13 protein-coding genes are annotated in these 14,279 nt (G+C 63.3%); 7 read left to right on the top strand and 6 right to left on the bottom strand.

Translation table 11 applies throughout. The features are described 5' to 3' along the window. On the bottom strand, positions 1-364 hold a 364-nt coding region (locus EOA60_RS03235), incomplete at its 3' end, for a TetR/AcrR family transcriptional regulator (protein ID WP_164899175.1). A gap of 140 nt (positions 365-504) precedes the next feature. On the opposite strand from EOA60_RS03235, the gene EOA60_RS03230 reads away from it, so the two are divergent. Both EOA60_RS03230 and EOA60_RS03225 read left to right on the top strand, forming a co-directional pair. Further along, positions 505-1,806: an efflux RND transporter periplasmic adaptor subunit gene (locus EOA60_RS03230; protein ID WP_095824013.1), complete on the top strand. Its 1,302-nt coding sequence runs from the start codon at positions 505-507 to the stop codon at positions 1,804-1,806. After that, on the top strand, positions 1,803-4,886 hold the full coding sequence (locus tag EOA60_RS03225; RefSeq protein ID WP_128311061.1) for an efflux RND transporter permease subunit: 3,084 nt from the start codon (positions 1,803-1,805) through the stop codon (positions 4,884-4,886). The genes EOA60_RS03230 and EOA60_RS03225 overlap by 4 nt, the downstream gene beginning before the upstream one ends. Before the next feature lie 201 nt (positions 4,887-5,087). Here EOA60_RS03225 and EOA60_RS03220 read toward each other — a convergent pair whose 3' ends face one another. Further along, entirely contained in the window at positions 5,088-5,540 is a 453-nt protein-coding gene (locus tag EOA60_RS03220) for a L,D-transpeptidase (protein WP_066990426.1), read from the bottom strand. Between the two features lie 340 nt (positions 5,541-5,880). Between EOA60_RS03220 and EOA60_RS03215 the strand changes: the two genes are divergently transcribed. Together EOA60_RS03215 and EOA60_RS03210 are read left to right on the top strand one after the other, a co-directional pair. After that, positions 5,881-6,213: a hypothetical protein gene (locus EOA60_RS03215; RefSeq protein ID WP_095824015.1), complete on the top strand. Its 333-nt coding sequence runs from the start codon at positions 5,881-5,883 to the stop codon at positions 6,211-6,213. A 33-nt stretch (positions 6,214-6,246) separates the two neighbouring features. Next, complete coding sequence (locus EOA60_RS03210; RefSeq protein ID WP_095810084.1) at positions 6,247-6,411, top strand: hypothetical protein; 165 nt, start codon at positions 6,247-6,249, stop codon at positions 6,409-6,411. An 81-nt stretch (positions 6,412-6,492) separates the two neighbouring features. Here the strand turns inward: EOA60_RS03210 and EOA60_RS03205 are convergent, their stop codons facing one another. Next, the gene (locus EOA60_RS03205; RefSeq protein WP_066990432.1) at positions 6,493-7,194 is read right to left on the bottom strand and encodes a response regulator transcription factor; all 702 of its coding nucleotides are present in this window, start codon (positions 7,192-7,194) and stop codon (positions 6,493-6,495) included. Positions 7,195-7,287: 93 nt separating this feature from the next. On the opposite strand from EOA60_RS03205, the gene EOA60_RS03200 reads away from it, so the two are divergent. Both EOA60_RS03200 and EOA60_RS03195 read left to right on the top strand, forming a co-directional pair. Beyond that, positions 7,288-7,998 carry a response regulator transcription factor gene (locus tag EOA60_RS03200; protein WP_164899174.1) on the top strand — a complete coding sequence of 237 codons (711 nt, stop codon included), beginning with the start codon at positions 7,288-7,290 and terminating at the stop codon, positions 7,996-7,998. A gap of 146 nt (positions 7,999-8,144) precedes the next feature. Continuing rightward, on the top strand, positions 8,145-10,244 hold the full coding sequence (locus tag EOA60_RS03195; RefSeq protein WP_164748333.1) for a sensor histidine kinase: 2,100 nt from the start codon (positions 8,145-8,147) through the stop codon (positions 10,242-10,244). A gap of 112 nt (positions 10,245-10,356) precedes the next feature. On the opposite strand, the gene EOA60_RS03190 is transcribed toward EOA60_RS03195, so the two are convergent. Next, the gene (locus tag EOA60_RS03190) at positions 10,357-10,686 is read right to left on the bottom strand and encodes a hypothetical protein (protein ID WP_245502518.1); all 330 of its coding nucleotides are present in this window, start codon (positions 10,684-10,686) and stop codon (positions 10,357-10,359) included. Between the two features lie 501 nt (positions 10,687-11,187). Between EOA60_RS03190 and EOA60_RS03185 the strand changes: the two genes are divergently transcribed. Beyond that, a complete protein-coding gene (locus EOA60_RS03185) occupies positions 11,188-12,390 on the top strand; it encodes an aromatic ring-hydroxylating dioxygenase subunit alpha (RefSeq protein WP_066990508.1) in 1,203 nt (400 codons plus the stop codon). A 179-nt stretch (positions 12,391-12,569) separates the two neighbouring features. Here the strand turns inward: EOA60_RS03185 and EOA60_RS03180 are convergent, their stop codons facing one another. Further along, positions 12,570-13,988 carry an aminotransferase gene (locus EOA60_RS03180; protein WP_127335399.1) on the bottom strand — a complete coding sequence of 473 codons (1,419 nt, stop codon included), beginning with the start codon at positions 13,986-13,988 and terminating at the stop codon, positions 12,570-12,572. Between the two features lie 78 nt (positions 13,989-14,066). Then, the coding region (locus EOA60_RS38135; protein WP_206628092.1) for a hypothetical protein at positions 14,067-14,279 on the bottom strand (213 nt) is incomplete at its 5' end.

Below are 14,279 nucleotides of genomic sequence, written 5' to 3'. Positions count from 1 at the left end.
TGAAGGCTTTGATCGGCGTCAGGAATTCCGGATCCTCGGCGATCGCGGAGAACATCCAGGAGGCCGAAGGTTTCGGCTTCTCGCAATCATCGGCCGAGAGCCGTATGTAGGCCGCGAGCGCGCTTTCATCGCTTGCCTCGGCCGTGCGTTCTTCGAGCGCCTGCTCGAAAGCATTGAGGTAATTCTCGACCAGCCCCTGCATCAGCTTGGCCTTGGTCGGGAAATTGTAGAGCAGACCGCCCTTCGACACGCCGGCCCGATTCGCGATGGCGTCGAGCGACAGGCTTCCCGGGCCCGCCTCGCGCGCCACGTCGGCTGCCGCTGCAAGTATCCTGTCGCGCGAGTTTGCCCTGCGAGCTTTCATCACGCCTTCCCTTACATTAGGCCTTGTGGAATTGACAAGACCGTCCAGACGGTACAGTAAGGCGCCCGCAATTTGAAATCGGGATTTATCGTAGATATGTGTCCCGGCAATTGACGTTGCCGGCTCGAGGGGAACTATCCGTGAAGCGCTTCTTCATCATCACCGGAATTCTGCTGCTGCTCGCCGTGGTGTGCGCCGGCATCGTCGGCTTCAACCTGTTTCGCGACAATGCGATCAAGCAGTTTTTCGCCACCATGAAACCGCCGGCGGCGACAGTGTCGACCATCGTGGCGAAGCCTTCGAACTGGACGCCCGGCGTCGAGGCGATCGGCACCGTCAACGCCGTGCGCGGCGTCGACCTGACCGTCGAGACGGCCGGGATCGTCAAGGACATCCTCTTCCACGCCAACCAGAAGGTCGCGGCCGACGCTGTGCTTCTGCAGCTCGACGATGCCGTCGAGAAGGCCGATCTGGTGGCGCAGAAGGCTCAGGCAGCATCCGACCAGGCGGCGCTGACCCGCGCGCTGGAATTGCAGCGGCGTGGCGTCGGCACCGACGCTACGCTTGATGCCGCGCGCGCGGCGGCGACCGCATCGGCCGCGCAAGTGAACAAGCTGCAAGCCGTGCTCGACCAAAAGCAACTCGCAGCTCCCTTCACCGGGACGGTCGGCATTCCAAAGATCGACATTGGCCAGTATCTGGCGCCCGGCAACTCAGTCGTCACGATCCAGGATCTGGACACGATGCGGGTCGACTTCACCGTGCCCGAACAGCAGCTGCCGCTGCTGAAGATCGGCCAGACGGTGCGGATCGGCAGCAATGCTGCCGACATGTCCTTTGCCGGCTCGATCCGCGGCATCGATCCCAAGATCGACCCGGCAAGCCGGCTGGTGTCGATCCGCGGCGAGGTCGCCAACCCGGAGGGCAAGCTGACCCCGGGCCAGTTCGTGCAGATCCGCGTCGAGTTGCCGGAGGAAAGCAACGTCATCTCGGTGCCGCAGACGGCGGTGACCTCGAGCCTCTACGGCGACTATGTCTTCGTGGTGGTGCCGCCCAAGCCCGCTGAGGCCGGCGCTGCCGCGCCAGCAAAACCGGAAGACCAGAAGGCCGGGGCGGAGAAGCCTGCCGGCGATGCAGCCAAGCCGCAAGCCGATGCCTCGAAGCCGGCCTCCGATACGGCAAACGCCGCCGACAGCGCCGCGAAGCCGCCTGAGAACGCTCAAAAGCCGGCCGAAACCGGGCAGCAACCGGCGCTCGTTCTATCGCAGGTCTTCGTCAAGCTCGGCCGCCGCAACAACGGCATGGTCGAGATCGTCGAAGGCCTGAAGGCCGGCGACCAGGTCGTGACCGCCGGTCAGAACCGGCTCTTCAACGGCATGTCCGTTGCGGTCGACAACACCGTTGATCCCAGCAAATCGGCAAACAAGCAGGTTCAGCAATGAGCTTTTCCGATATCTTCATTCGCCGCCCCGTCCTCTCGACGGTGCTGGCCTGCATGATCCTGCTCCTGGGTTTCCAGGCCATCTTCAACCTGTCGATCCGCCAGTATCCGAAGGTTGACGAGACGGCGATCACCATCACCACGGCCTATCCCGGAGCCAGCGCCGACCTGATTCAGGGCTTCATCTCTGCGCCGATCGCGCGCGCCGTCGCCTCGACGGAAAACATCGACTACGTCACCTCGTCGAGCCGCCCGTCTTCGAGCACGGTGACCGTGCAGATGAAGCTCGGCTCCAACCCCGATGTTGCGTTGACCGAGGTGCTGTCCAAGGTTCAAGGCGTGCGCGGCACCTTGCCGGATGCCGCCAAGGATCCGGTGATCGTCAAGGGCACCGGCCAGCAGTTCGCGATGATGTATATCTCGATGCAGAATCCGAACATGACCAAGGAGCAGTTGACCGAGTACATCGAGCGCGTCGTGCGGCCGCGCATCTCGACCGTGGAAGGCGTCGCCGACGTCCAGATCTTCGGCGCCGAGGAATATTCGATGCGGGTCTGGATCGACCCGGTCAGGCTCGCCGCCCGCGGCGCCACGGCCGCCGACGTGCTGACTGCGATCAACAATTCCAATTTCCTGTCCGCGCCCGGCAACACACAGAACGAGTATGTGGTTTCCTCGATCGCGGTTCTCTCGACCCTGCAGACGCCGGAAGCCTTCGCGCAGCTCCCCATCCGCTCGACCGACGGCCAGGTGGTGCGGCTGCGCGATGTGGCGCGGGTCGAGCTTGGCGCCGCCAGCACCGACACGAGGGTGAGCTTCAACGGCAAGCCGGGCACCTTCCTGGCCATCTTCCCGACGCCTGCCGCCAATCCGCTGACGACTGCCGAGGCGATCCACAAGATCGTGCCGGTGATCCAGGATACGTTGCCGAAGGGCATGACGATCGAGATCGTCTACGATTCCACCGAGCAGATCAGCGCCTCGATCGAGGAGGTGTTCAAGACCATCGGTGAGGCTGTCGCCATCGTCATTCTCGTCATCCTGCTCTTCCTCGGATCCTTCCGCTCGGTGATGATGCCGATCGTGACCATCCCTCTGTCGCTGATCGGCGTCTGTTTCATTCTGTTTGCGGTAGGCTATTCGATCAACCTTCTGTCGCTGCTTGCCATGGTGCTGGCGATCGGCCTTGTCGTCGACGACGCCATTGTCGTGGTGGAGAACATCCACCGCCATATGGAGGAAGACGGCATGTCGCCGATGCAGGCGGCTTTCAACGGCATGCGCGAGATCTTCTCGGCAATCGTCGCCATGACCATTACGCTGGCCGCCGTGTTTGCGCCGCTTGCCTTCACCGGCGGTCTGACCGGCGCGCTGTTCCGCGAGTTCGCGGTCACGTTGGCCGGCTCCGTGGTGCTGTCCGGCCTGATTGCGGTGACCATCACGCCGATGATGTCGGCTCGCCTCTTGAAGGCCGGCGCGCACGGCCGCTTCCAGCGCATCGTCGACGGCACCTTCAGCCGTGTCGAGCGCCTCTACGAGCGGGCCGTGACCGCTTCGCTCAGAAACAGGCCGGTTACCTTTATCATCGTCGTCGCGCTGGTCGCGCTCACCGGCTTCATGTTCACCAAGACCTCGACCGAACTGGCGCCGGAGGAAGACCAGGGCTTCCTGCTTTCCATCGTAACCGCCCCGCGCTACGCGACCTCGGACTACACCGAGACCTACGTCAACCAGATCCTCGGTCTTGTTAAGGACATTCCGGAAACGCGGGCGCAGTTCTCGGCGGTCGCCTTCGGCGGCGCCACCAACGGCGCCTTTGTCGGCTTTGCCTTCAAGGACTGGGCCGAACGCCAGCGCAGCTCGAAGGAGATCCAGGCCGCCACCACCGGCCGCTTGGCCAAGGTCGCTGGCGTCGAGGCTTGCGTCTTCGCGCCGCCGCCGCTGCCCGGCTGGGGCGGCGGCCTGCCGATCTCGATGGTGGTTCGCTCGACCGGCGATCCCTCGGAAGTCTTCGACCAGGCCGAGAAGATCAAGAACAAGGCGCAGGCTTCCGGCCGCTTCATCGTCGTGCAGAACTCGATGTCCTATGACGCCCCGCAGGTGACCGTCACCATCGACCGCGAGCGCGCGGCGGCGCTGAACCTGCCCATCGCCGATATCGGCAACACGCTGACGCTGCTGGTCGGCGGCGCCGAAGTGGCGCAGTTCGATCGCGACTCCAACAGCTATGACATCATCCCGCAGGTGCCGCAGGAGTTCCGCGACAATCCAGCGAAGCTCGGCGAGTATTTCGTGCGCAGCGTCGACGGCAAGATGGTGCCGCTGTCGGCGGTGGTGCATATCTCCACCAACGCCTCGCCGGCAGCGATCGAGCAGTTCAACCAGCTGAACTCGGCCACGATCTCCGCCCTGCCCTTGCCCGGCGTGACCACCGGCGACGGATTGAAAGTGCTGGAGGATCTCGCCAGGGAAACGCTGCCCGACACCTTCTTCATCGACTATTCTGGCCAATCGCGGCAGGAAAAGGAGCAGGGCAACACCATCCTGATCGCCTTCGCGGCCGCCGTGATCGTGATCTACTTGGTTCTGGCCGCTCAGTTCGAGAGCTTCCGCGATCCGCTGATCATCATGATGGCGGTGCCGCTTTCGATCTTCGGTGCCATCGTGCCGCTCAATATCGGCCTCGGAACGCTCAACATCTACACGCAGGTCGGACTGATCACCCTGATCGGCCTCATCACCAAGCACGGCATCCTTTTGGTGGAATTCGCCAACCAGCAGCGCGAAATCCATGGCATGCGGCGCCGCGATGCCATCATCGCCTCGGCCAAGGTGCGCCTGCGGCCGATCCTGATGACGACGGCCGCGATGGCGCTCGGCGTGGTGCCGCTGATCATCTCCAGCGGCGCGGGCGCCGCAGCGCGCTACTCGATGGGCCTCGTCATCTTCACCGGCATTCTGGTCGGCACGATGTTCACGCTGTTCGTCGTGCCGATGTTCTACACCTTCATCGCCAGCAAGGACCTGCCGCATCTCGCCGAGAAGCCCGATCCGAAGCTGATGCCGGCGCTGCCCACCTGAAGCAATCCAGGACTGCTCCAAAAACAAAAAAGAGGCCGGAAAACCCCGGCCTCTTTCTTAGGCGGTCGCCCCACGGCTTCGGCGCCAGAGCAATTCCAGGACAAAGTGTGGAACGGTTGCTCGGCGACTTCGCCGTGGCCTTCCGTCCGGAATTGCGTCGAACCTGGCTTGAAGGCGGCAATCCGCCCGCTACTTGACCCGTTACTTTACGATGAGGATGCTGGTGTTGCCCGGGCCGAAGGCCTCCACGAGCTGATAGAAGTCGGCCGCGGCATCGGGATGCAAACGCACGCAGCCATGCGAGGCTGGCCTGCCAAGATGCTTGATGGCATAGGTCGCATGCACCGCATAGCCGCCGCTGAAGAAGACCGAATGCGGCATCGGCGCATTGTCGTACTTCTTCGAATACCACATCTCATGCATGCGGGTCGGCTTGAATGACCCTGTCGGCGTGATGTGCCCCCTGTCGCCCGTCGACACTTTCCAGGTGAAGGTCGGCCGGCCGTCGACCGTGACTTCCATGATCTGCTGCGACAGCGAAACCCGGGCGACGAGCTGGTTGGCATGAGCGGCGTTGCTGCCGAAGAGCAAAGCCGCGCCGGTGAGCGCGGCGGCGGTGACGTGGATGAGCTTGGCTGAAATGGCGGTATGCATGACGATCCCTCTCTCTTTTGCCGGTCGGGCCGGCTGCAATTTCGATGGATCGTCTTATCGGGATCGCCTGTTTCAGGCCTATTTCGCTTAATGTGCGTTAATGTTTCGAATTCGTTTCTCTAAGTTGACGGCCTAATTCCAGAGAACACGCTCCCTTAGACCGGCTGCCGGCAATACCAAGCAGGCCGAAACCGGCGGGCAAAGCGTATATCGCCTTGATATGAATGCCTTTCTCCTAATCTCGAAACCGAATTGCAACAAAACGCGACTTGCGCGGCATGATGCGGATACAGGCCCGCAGCAATGTCGAGGTCACGGGAACAGACATCAGCAAACGAAAATGGGCAGGAAATCGAAAGTTCGCACCTGGTTTCTCAGGGTCGGCGTCTCGGCAATCATCCTCGGTGCTGTCGGCTCTGTCGCCGGGAACCCTGTGACGGCGCTTGGCGCCATGAATTCCGGCGAGGTTTCGACACTGCACACCGCACTGTTCATCGCCACGGTCTGGATCATCTCCAGCCTGCGCGTCAACCGGCTGAGGGCCCTCTGGCGGGTCGGTCTTCGGCTGATAGGGATGCGCGGCCCCTCCGGCTACTTGCTGCCGAGAGGACCGAAGGCCCGCGCCGCAGCGGGGGGCTCCGTAGGCGGCGCGGGCGCTTCGGGAGTTTCCTGAAGCATCGACGACTATCGAATTGGGGATTGAGTTATGAAGACGAAATTTGCCGCTTCGGTGCTGTCCGCACTGCTTTATGCCCAAGGGCTGCTTGGCTTTGCCGCGCTTGCAACGGTGCTGCTCAAGGAGCGCGCCCACGCCGAGATCGCTGCCAGCGCCGAAATGCCGTCCGGCCCCTCGGTCCTGGTGGTGCGCTAGGCGCCGGCGTCGGATCCAAAAGTGCGAAGCGGTTTTGGAAATCCGATGCAAGATCGAGCAAAAGACCTGGCGGCCCTCGCCTCAGTCGGTGCGCGGCGTCGGCGGATCGAACCGGTAACCGGCACCCCTGATCGTGGTGATGGTCTCCGTATCGAGCTTACGGCGCAGCCTCACGATGCGCGAATCGATCGAGCGGTCGAAAGCGTCGGCATTCTCGGCGGGCGCAGCAGCAATGATGTCGTCGCGCGTCAGCACCTTTCGCGGGCTCGCCAGAAACAATCTCAACAGCGCCACCTGCCCCGGCGACAGCTGATCCTCGGCGCCGGAACGATGCATGACCATGGCCGACCTCAAGTCGACGGTCGCATTCTCCAGCACGATCAGTTCCTGGGGGTTGCGGCCGCGCCGCGTCAGCAGGCGGCCGATGCGCGCCGCCAGCTCGCGCACATTGAGCGGGCTTTCGATCACGTCGGCAGCGCCGAGCTCCAGCGCCAGCACCTTGTCGACGAGATCGGCGGGCCGGCAGATCAGGATGAAGTCGCAGCCACCCTCGCCGCCCCCGCCTTGGCTACTATAGCGCTTGAGCAGTTCGCGCCCCTCCGCCTGGGTCACGTCGTCACCGACGACCACGACGTCGATGCCGCCTGCCGAAAGCAGCGACTCCGCCTCCCAGGGCTGGCGCGCCTGACGCACGTCGTGCCCCCGACGCTCGAGATGGTCGGCCAGGTCGCCGGCCACCACTTCGGCAACGGACACAAGCGCGACGACGGATCGTGCTGCCATTTTCTCCACTCCGCCACAGACAACTCGAGATGAGCGCTGGACATCATGTTTATACCCAATCTACTTTCCGCTGAAAGCGGGAGCGAGACCATTGTGAAGGCGCGCATCATTGTCGTCGAGGACGAGCCGGATCTGAGGGAAGCGGTGGCCGAGTATCTCGGCGCCAGCGGCTATGACGTTGCCACGGCCGAGAATGCCGCGGCGGCGCGCAGCCTGCTCGAGGCGCAACCCTTCCACCTCGCCATCCTCGACATCGCCATGCCCGGCGAGGACGGCCTGTCGCTCGGCCGCTGGCTGCGTTCCAAGACGCAGATCGGCATCATCTACGCCACCGCCGCCGGCACCGCGCTCGACCGCATCGTCGGCCTGGAGCTCGGCGCCGACGACTACATCGTCAAGCCCTATGAGTTGCGCGAAGTGCTGGCGAGGGTCCGCAGTGTGCTGCGCCGCGTGCCGGCCTCGGTCTTCGCGGCCGGCACGCGCCGCTTCATGAATTTCGGCAGCTTCCAGGCCGATTTCGACGGCAGGCTGGTGACCGGCGCCAATGGCGCGGTCATCGAGATGGCCAAGAGCGAGTTCGACGTGCTGGAAGTTTTCCTCACCCGCGCCAACCGGCTTCTGACGCGGGCGGCGATCTCGGAGGCGATCGGCTTCGTGGAAGACCCGGAATCGTCGCGCGCTGTCGACATCCGCATCATGCGTCTGAGGAAGAAGATCGAGGCGGACCCCGCCAATCCGAAATTCCTGCGCACGGTTCGCGGGGAAGGCTACATCTTCTCGCTGCCGGCTGGCGACGGCAACTGACTCCGGCGCCGCGCACCTTCCGGATACGCAATCGACGCTGTAGCATTCCGGTCCGGCGGCATGCCCCCAGAAAACCGTTGTCGATTTTCGGGCTTGTGTGCTGGATTTCATGGTTTACCGGTATGGCCCGGAGATGACGTTCGACGATGACAGCTGAGGCCGCACGGACAGAGATGCACGGCTCCCGCCAGGGCGCCGCGATGGCGGCCGTCCATGTCGTTCGCCGCTTGCGCGAAGCGGGCGACTGGCAGCGCGAGATGGACAGCATACTGGAGGCACTGTGCCGTTCGTTGGACTGTCAGCGCGGCATTCTCTTCCGTTTGCGCGAGTTGCCGGGCGAGGGCTTTGCCCAGTCCGTGGCTTCCTATTGGATCGACCCTGCTTTTGGCGGCGAGCTCGCATCGCCTACCGTGATCATGCAGTCGATCATCAACTCCGATCCGCTGCTGGAGCAGTTGCAGGAGGATGAGCGCCAGGGCAAGGTCTTCGCTGGCCACACGCGCGACCTCGATGGTTTCCTGCGGGCCGACTTCGAGAAGCAGAACATAAAATCCTTCATTTCGGTGTCGGTCTTCGCCCACGGCCATCTCTGGGGCACTCTGGCGGTCAATGACTGCGCGGCCGAACGCGAATGGACGGATGAAGAGGAGGCGACGCTTCACATCATCGCGCTCGCCATCGGCGACGCCATCGAGCGCTCGCCCTCAGAGGCGCATGCCAGCGAGGTTATCCGCCGCACCATGCTGCAGGCTTCGCTCGACGCCATCATCGTCATCGACGAGGCCGGCTCCATCATCGAATTCAATCCGGCCGCCGAGAAGATGTTCGGCTTCAAGCGCAGCGACATCCTCGGCAAGGATCTGATCGACACGATCGTGCCGCACTATTACCGCAAGGGTTATTCGTCGGGCGCCGAGTACATGGCCGGACGGGGCGCGCCGATGGTTGGCCAGCGGCTGGAGACAGTGACCCAGAACGCGGCCGGCGAGATCTTTCCGATCGAGCTGACCGCGACGGAGATGAGGGTTGCCGGCCGCCGGCTCATCTTCGGCTCGATCCGCGACCTGCGCGAGAAGCTGCACGCCGAAGAAGAGATCAACCGCCAGCGCGAGAAGCTGCACCAGAATGAGAAGATGGCGGCAATGGGCTCGCTGCTCGCCGGCGTCTCGCATGAGCTCAACAACCCGCTGGCGGTTGTGGTCGCACAATCGACGCTGCTGCATGAATTCGCGGCCGACCCGCAGACCAAGGTGCGCGCCGAAAAGGTGCGCGCGGCCGCCGAACGCTGCGGGCGCATCGTCAAGAGCTTCCTGTCGATGGTGCGCCTGCATCCGACCGAGCAGGCCGAAACCGACCTCAACCAGGTGATGCGCTCGGCGCTCGAAGTGACCGCCTATGGTGCGCGCTCCAGCGGCATCATCATCGACACCGACTTCGCCAACGGCCCGCTGCTCGCCATGGCCGACGCCGACCATGTCACGCAGGTCGCGGCCAACTTCCTCATCAACAGCCAGCATGCGCTTGCCGGCTTCACCGGCGAGCGGCGCATCAAGGTGCGGACCTTTCGCAGCGAGCGCGGCAATCCGGGCTTCTCGGTCGAGGACAACGGACCCGGCATTCCCGATGCGATCCGCTCACGCATCTTCGAATCCTACTTCACCACCAAGCCGGTCGGCGTCGGTACCGGCATCGGCCTGTCGATCTCGAAATCGATCGTCGAGCGCCACAACGGCAACATCTGGTTCGAAGAGGTGCAGCCGCACGGCGCGCGCTTCGTCGTCCAGTTGCCGGCGATTGCCGGCAATGCGGCAAAGGCCGGCGAGGGTCCGGCGCGGTCGAGCGGGTTGCGCCATGCGCTGATCATCGACGACGAGCCCGACGTCGCCGCTTCGCTGTCCGACATATTGGAGCTCATGGGGCTCAAGTCGCGTCTCGTGCCAAGCTGGACGTCCGCCGGCGAGGTTCTGAGCGGGCACATGCCGCCGGACATCGTGTTTTCCGATCTGCGCATGCCGGGCACCAGCGGCATCTCGATCTACCGTGAATTGCTGGCCGAACGGCCGGGGCTGGCGCAGCGTTTCGTGCTGGTCACCGGCGACCTCATCGGCGCCAAGGCCGAGATTGAGGCACTGCCGCCGCAGCAGCGGCCGCAGATCCTGGAGAAGCCCTTCTCGACGCTCGACGTCCGCGGCATCCTTGCGACCGTTGCCGATGTCGCGGCGGCCGACAACGGCGCCGACATCTGAAATTGCTCCCTCTGCGGCTTCACCTGGATATCGTCGGATTCGAAAAAAGAGGCTCCCGACCGACTTTGCGGCGGGAGCCTGACTGGAGCGCGGAGGGTGCGCTCAGGGGAGCCTAAAACACGTTCGGGGTGTCGGTCAGCGGCGCGGCATTGGCGATCATACGCACAGCTCGGGCCCGGTGCTGACCGGACTGCTCGGCAATGGCACGCAGGCATTCGGCGTTCTCGGCGCCCCAGCTCTGCCCTTTGCAGGCGAATTCGACTTGCGACTGCGGCAGGCGCGCGGTTTTGAGCGTCGTCGGCGCGCCCTCCACGACATTGGCCGGAGGATTGATCGAGGCGAAAGCGGGACCCGCGGCTGGCGCAAGCACCATGCTGGCGAAGGCGGCAACGCCCAGCAGCATGAACATCGTCATCGGATGGTCGCTGGCGCGCTGGCGCAACGCCAGCTTCGGACGGCGATCATTGCGCTAGGGACCGTAAGAGCGGCGGCTGGCATCGGCGATCCGGACTTTGGCAAACATCGGCTGTTCCCTTCGTTATCTTTCTTTTTCCTTGAAACGAACTTAACCGCACCACGTAACAGCCGGATGATAGGGCGGGATGGCCCATGTAACAGGACTGAAACGGGGATCGCTTCTGTTCCTTTTGCTCCTGTCGGATGCGGCGGACTGTAAGCGACCTCACACAGGCGCAGAATTGGCATGGCTGTCGCGATCGTCCGATACGCGAAGCGCGTCGAAACGGTGCCCTCACAAACTGCGGATCCGAAGCTGGAACCGCCGTTTTGCACTCCTGGTTAAGGCTCGGATTTTCCGGGATTTTCTCGGCTCGGATGGCTGCAAGCCGGTCGGCATGAAATTTCCATACTTTCACAAGCCATTGCATTTTAACGCAAAATGTGTTTTTATTGAACGAGCATTCAACAAAACGAGAGCATTTTCATGAACCCGCACCTGCGAGACGTGGCGATCCCCAACGATTGGGACCGGCGGGGTTTGCCGGGGTGGAGTTACCACTCCAACGCCCTTCTCGAGCTTGAGAAGGAATACGTCTTCCGCAATCACTGGCAGATCGCCGGCCATGTCTCCGACGTGCCAAATCCGGGCGACTATCTGACGATGGACGTCATCGGCGAGCGGGCGCTGATCGTGCGCGGCAAGGACGGCGTCGTGCGTGCCTTCAACAACATGTGCCGTCATCGGGGCAGCCGCGTCGTCGCCGACAGCCAGGGCACCTGCAAGAACGCGCTGATCTGCCCGTTCCACGGCTGGGTCTACAATCTCGACGGCACGCTGCGGGGGGCTGCCCGTCCGCGCTCCTTCCCGGAACTCGACAAGACCGAGTTCGGGCTGATGCCGCTCGATCTCGAAGTCTGGATGGGCTTCATCTTCATCCGCTTCCGCAACGGTGGCCCGCAGCCTTCCGTGGCTGAACTCTTGAAGCCGATCGAGGCGGAGATCGCCCATTACAATGTTGCCGACATGGTGCCGTGCCTGGGCATCTGGACCCAGAAATCACCGGTCAACTGGAAATCGGTGCGCGACGTCGACAATGAGGGCTATCACGTCGCCATGGCGCATCCGGCGCTGCAGGACCTCTACGGCGCGACCTATTTCGACGAACCCTTCGTCAACGGCGTGTCGCGGTCCTTCGCCACCTACAACCCGCATGCCGGGCGGCGCTGGAGCGTCAACCAGTACATCAAAATAGCGCCCGAGCCGACGCACCTGCCGGAGCATCTGCGCAAAGCCTGGATCTATTACGGCATCTTCCCCAACAACGCGCTGTCGATCATGCCGGAATCGGTGCAGTTCTATCAGGAGTTCCCGCTGTCCACCGGCGAGACGCTGCTGCGCGGCGCGATCTATCGCTACAAGGACGAGACGCGGGAGCAGGCGGCGGCGCGCTACCTTGCCTACCGCATCGACCGCGACACCATGAACGAGGATGTCCAGCTCTCCGTCTGGTCGAACGAATCCATGCTCTCCGAGGCGTTCGGGGGCTTCTACCTCTCCGACCTCGAATATGGCGTGCGCACCCACCACGACCATCTGCGCAGGCAGGTGCCGGTGCTGAACTTGGAGACCGCACCGGAGGAAAAGGACATGTGGGGATTGAACGACGCGCTGCGGTCGAAGGGGTGAGCGTCTTCCCTTCTCCCTGTTACACGGGGAGAAGGTGCCCGAAGGGCGGGCAGTGCAAGCGCCTCACAATTGGCTCTGGCTCCCGAACCTCAGGGAGCGTCTGAACTAAATCTCGCAAGCTGGCGCTGCCCCTCACCCGCCGGCTACACTCCCCGTAGAACGGGGAGAGGGGCGCTCTCTCACCCCCGCCAGACGCCTTCCTTCCTCAGATCATCCATCGTGCGCGAGATGCCTTCGCGCAGGATCGCGACCATGTCGTCGATCTGCTCGCGGCTGATGATGAGCGGCGGCGACATCACGCACATGTTGATCAGCGGCCGCACCAAGAGACCGAGCTCATGGCAATGCGCGTCGATACGCTTTCCCACATCCTTGTCGAGCTGCAGCGGATCCTTGCTCTCGCGGTCGGCGACGCATTCGACGCAAGCCATCAGGCCGGCGCCGCGTACCTCGCCGACCAGCGGCAGTTCCTCGAGCGTTTTCAGGCGCGCCTGGAAATAGGGCGCGATCTCGCGCGCATGCTGAAGCACGCCCTCTTCCAAAAGATCGAGGTTCTTCAGCGCGACGGCGCAGCCGATCGGATGGCTGGTGTAGGTGAGGCCATGGCCAAACAGCGCATCGGGATGGTTGGAGCGGCGCAGTTTCTCCAGCAGCCGCTCCGAGATGATCACGCCGCCAAGCGGGAAATACCCCGAGGTAACCCCCTTGGCGAAGGTGATCATGTCCGGGTCGAGGCCGAACACCTCGCCCGAGGCAAAGACATGGCCGAGCCGTCCGAAGCCGGTCACCACCTCGTCCGAGACATAGAGGATGTCGTTCTCGCGGCAGATCTCACGGATGCGCTTCAGGTATCCGTCCGGCGGCACGACGACGCCGCCCGAAGCTTGCACCGGTTCGCCGACAAAGGCGCCGATGCGACCGGCGCCGACGCGCGCGACCGTGTCGCGGAATTCGTCGACGAGGAAATCGGTGAAGGCGTCGATGCTCATCTCCTTCGGCCGTCGGAACGGATCGGGCGAGGAGAGCTTGATCACCAGCTCGTCGGCACCATCCATCCAGTGCCGGTCGCGCGGGCGGCCGTTGAGCGAAGCCGACAGGTAGGTCGAGCCGTGATAGGCGCCGCCGCGGCTGAGGATCAGCTTCTTCTCCGGCCTGCCGCGCACATTGTTGTAGAATTGCATGAAGCGCAGTGCGGTCTCCACCGCCGACGAGCCGCCGGTGGTGAAGAAGGTGTGACTGAGATCGCCGGGAGCGGCATCGGCGATGCGTCTCGCAAGCTCGGCTGAGGGCGCATTCATTGTATACCAAGGCGTGTTGTAGGACAGCGCCATCGCCTGGTCGTACATCACCCTTGCCAGTTCCTCGCGGCGGTGCCCGACATTGATGCACCACATGCCGGCCGGACCGTCGATCAGCCGCTTGCCGGATGCGTCGGTGATGTAAATGTCCTCGCCCTCGCCGATCAGCGCCCGTGCCTCGGCGCCGACCGAACCGGCATAGGGCCAGGGCTGGACCAGATGGCGCTTGGCCAGCTCGACCGCATCGTCGTCCCCGGGCTCGACAACTTCCCTCGCCTTGATCTCTCGTGCAGCCGCCATCTTAGCCTCGCATGGTCCGTTGCGGTGATTTCCAGAGACATGAAACGAAGCGGAAAGCCATGGAAATTCGGCTTTTCGTCACTTCATTTTGAATGTCCATTCAATCAATATTGCAGAAATAGCGCTTGATTTCAATCGGCGGATGCGCTCATGATGAAAGAAAGCCGGCAAGTCTGGAGTGATCGCTCCGGGCACATAAATTGGGAACAGGCAGTCGGCGCCGATCAATGGGAAGGCCGTATGGCGGGACAGTCCGAGCCGGCAACTGCAATCACGCCCGGAGCGCTGCAA

Origin of the sequence: Mesorhizobium sp. M1A.F.Ca.IN.020.06.1.1 (assembly GCF_004023265.1) — a bacterium.
In the GTDB taxonomy this organism is placed as follows: domain Bacteria; phylum Pseudomonadota; class Alphaproteobacteria; order Rhizobiales; family Rhizobiaceae; genus Mesorhizobium.
Note: the sequence above shows the minus strand (reverse complement) of the source record. Positions and strands in the feature narration are given on the sequence as shown.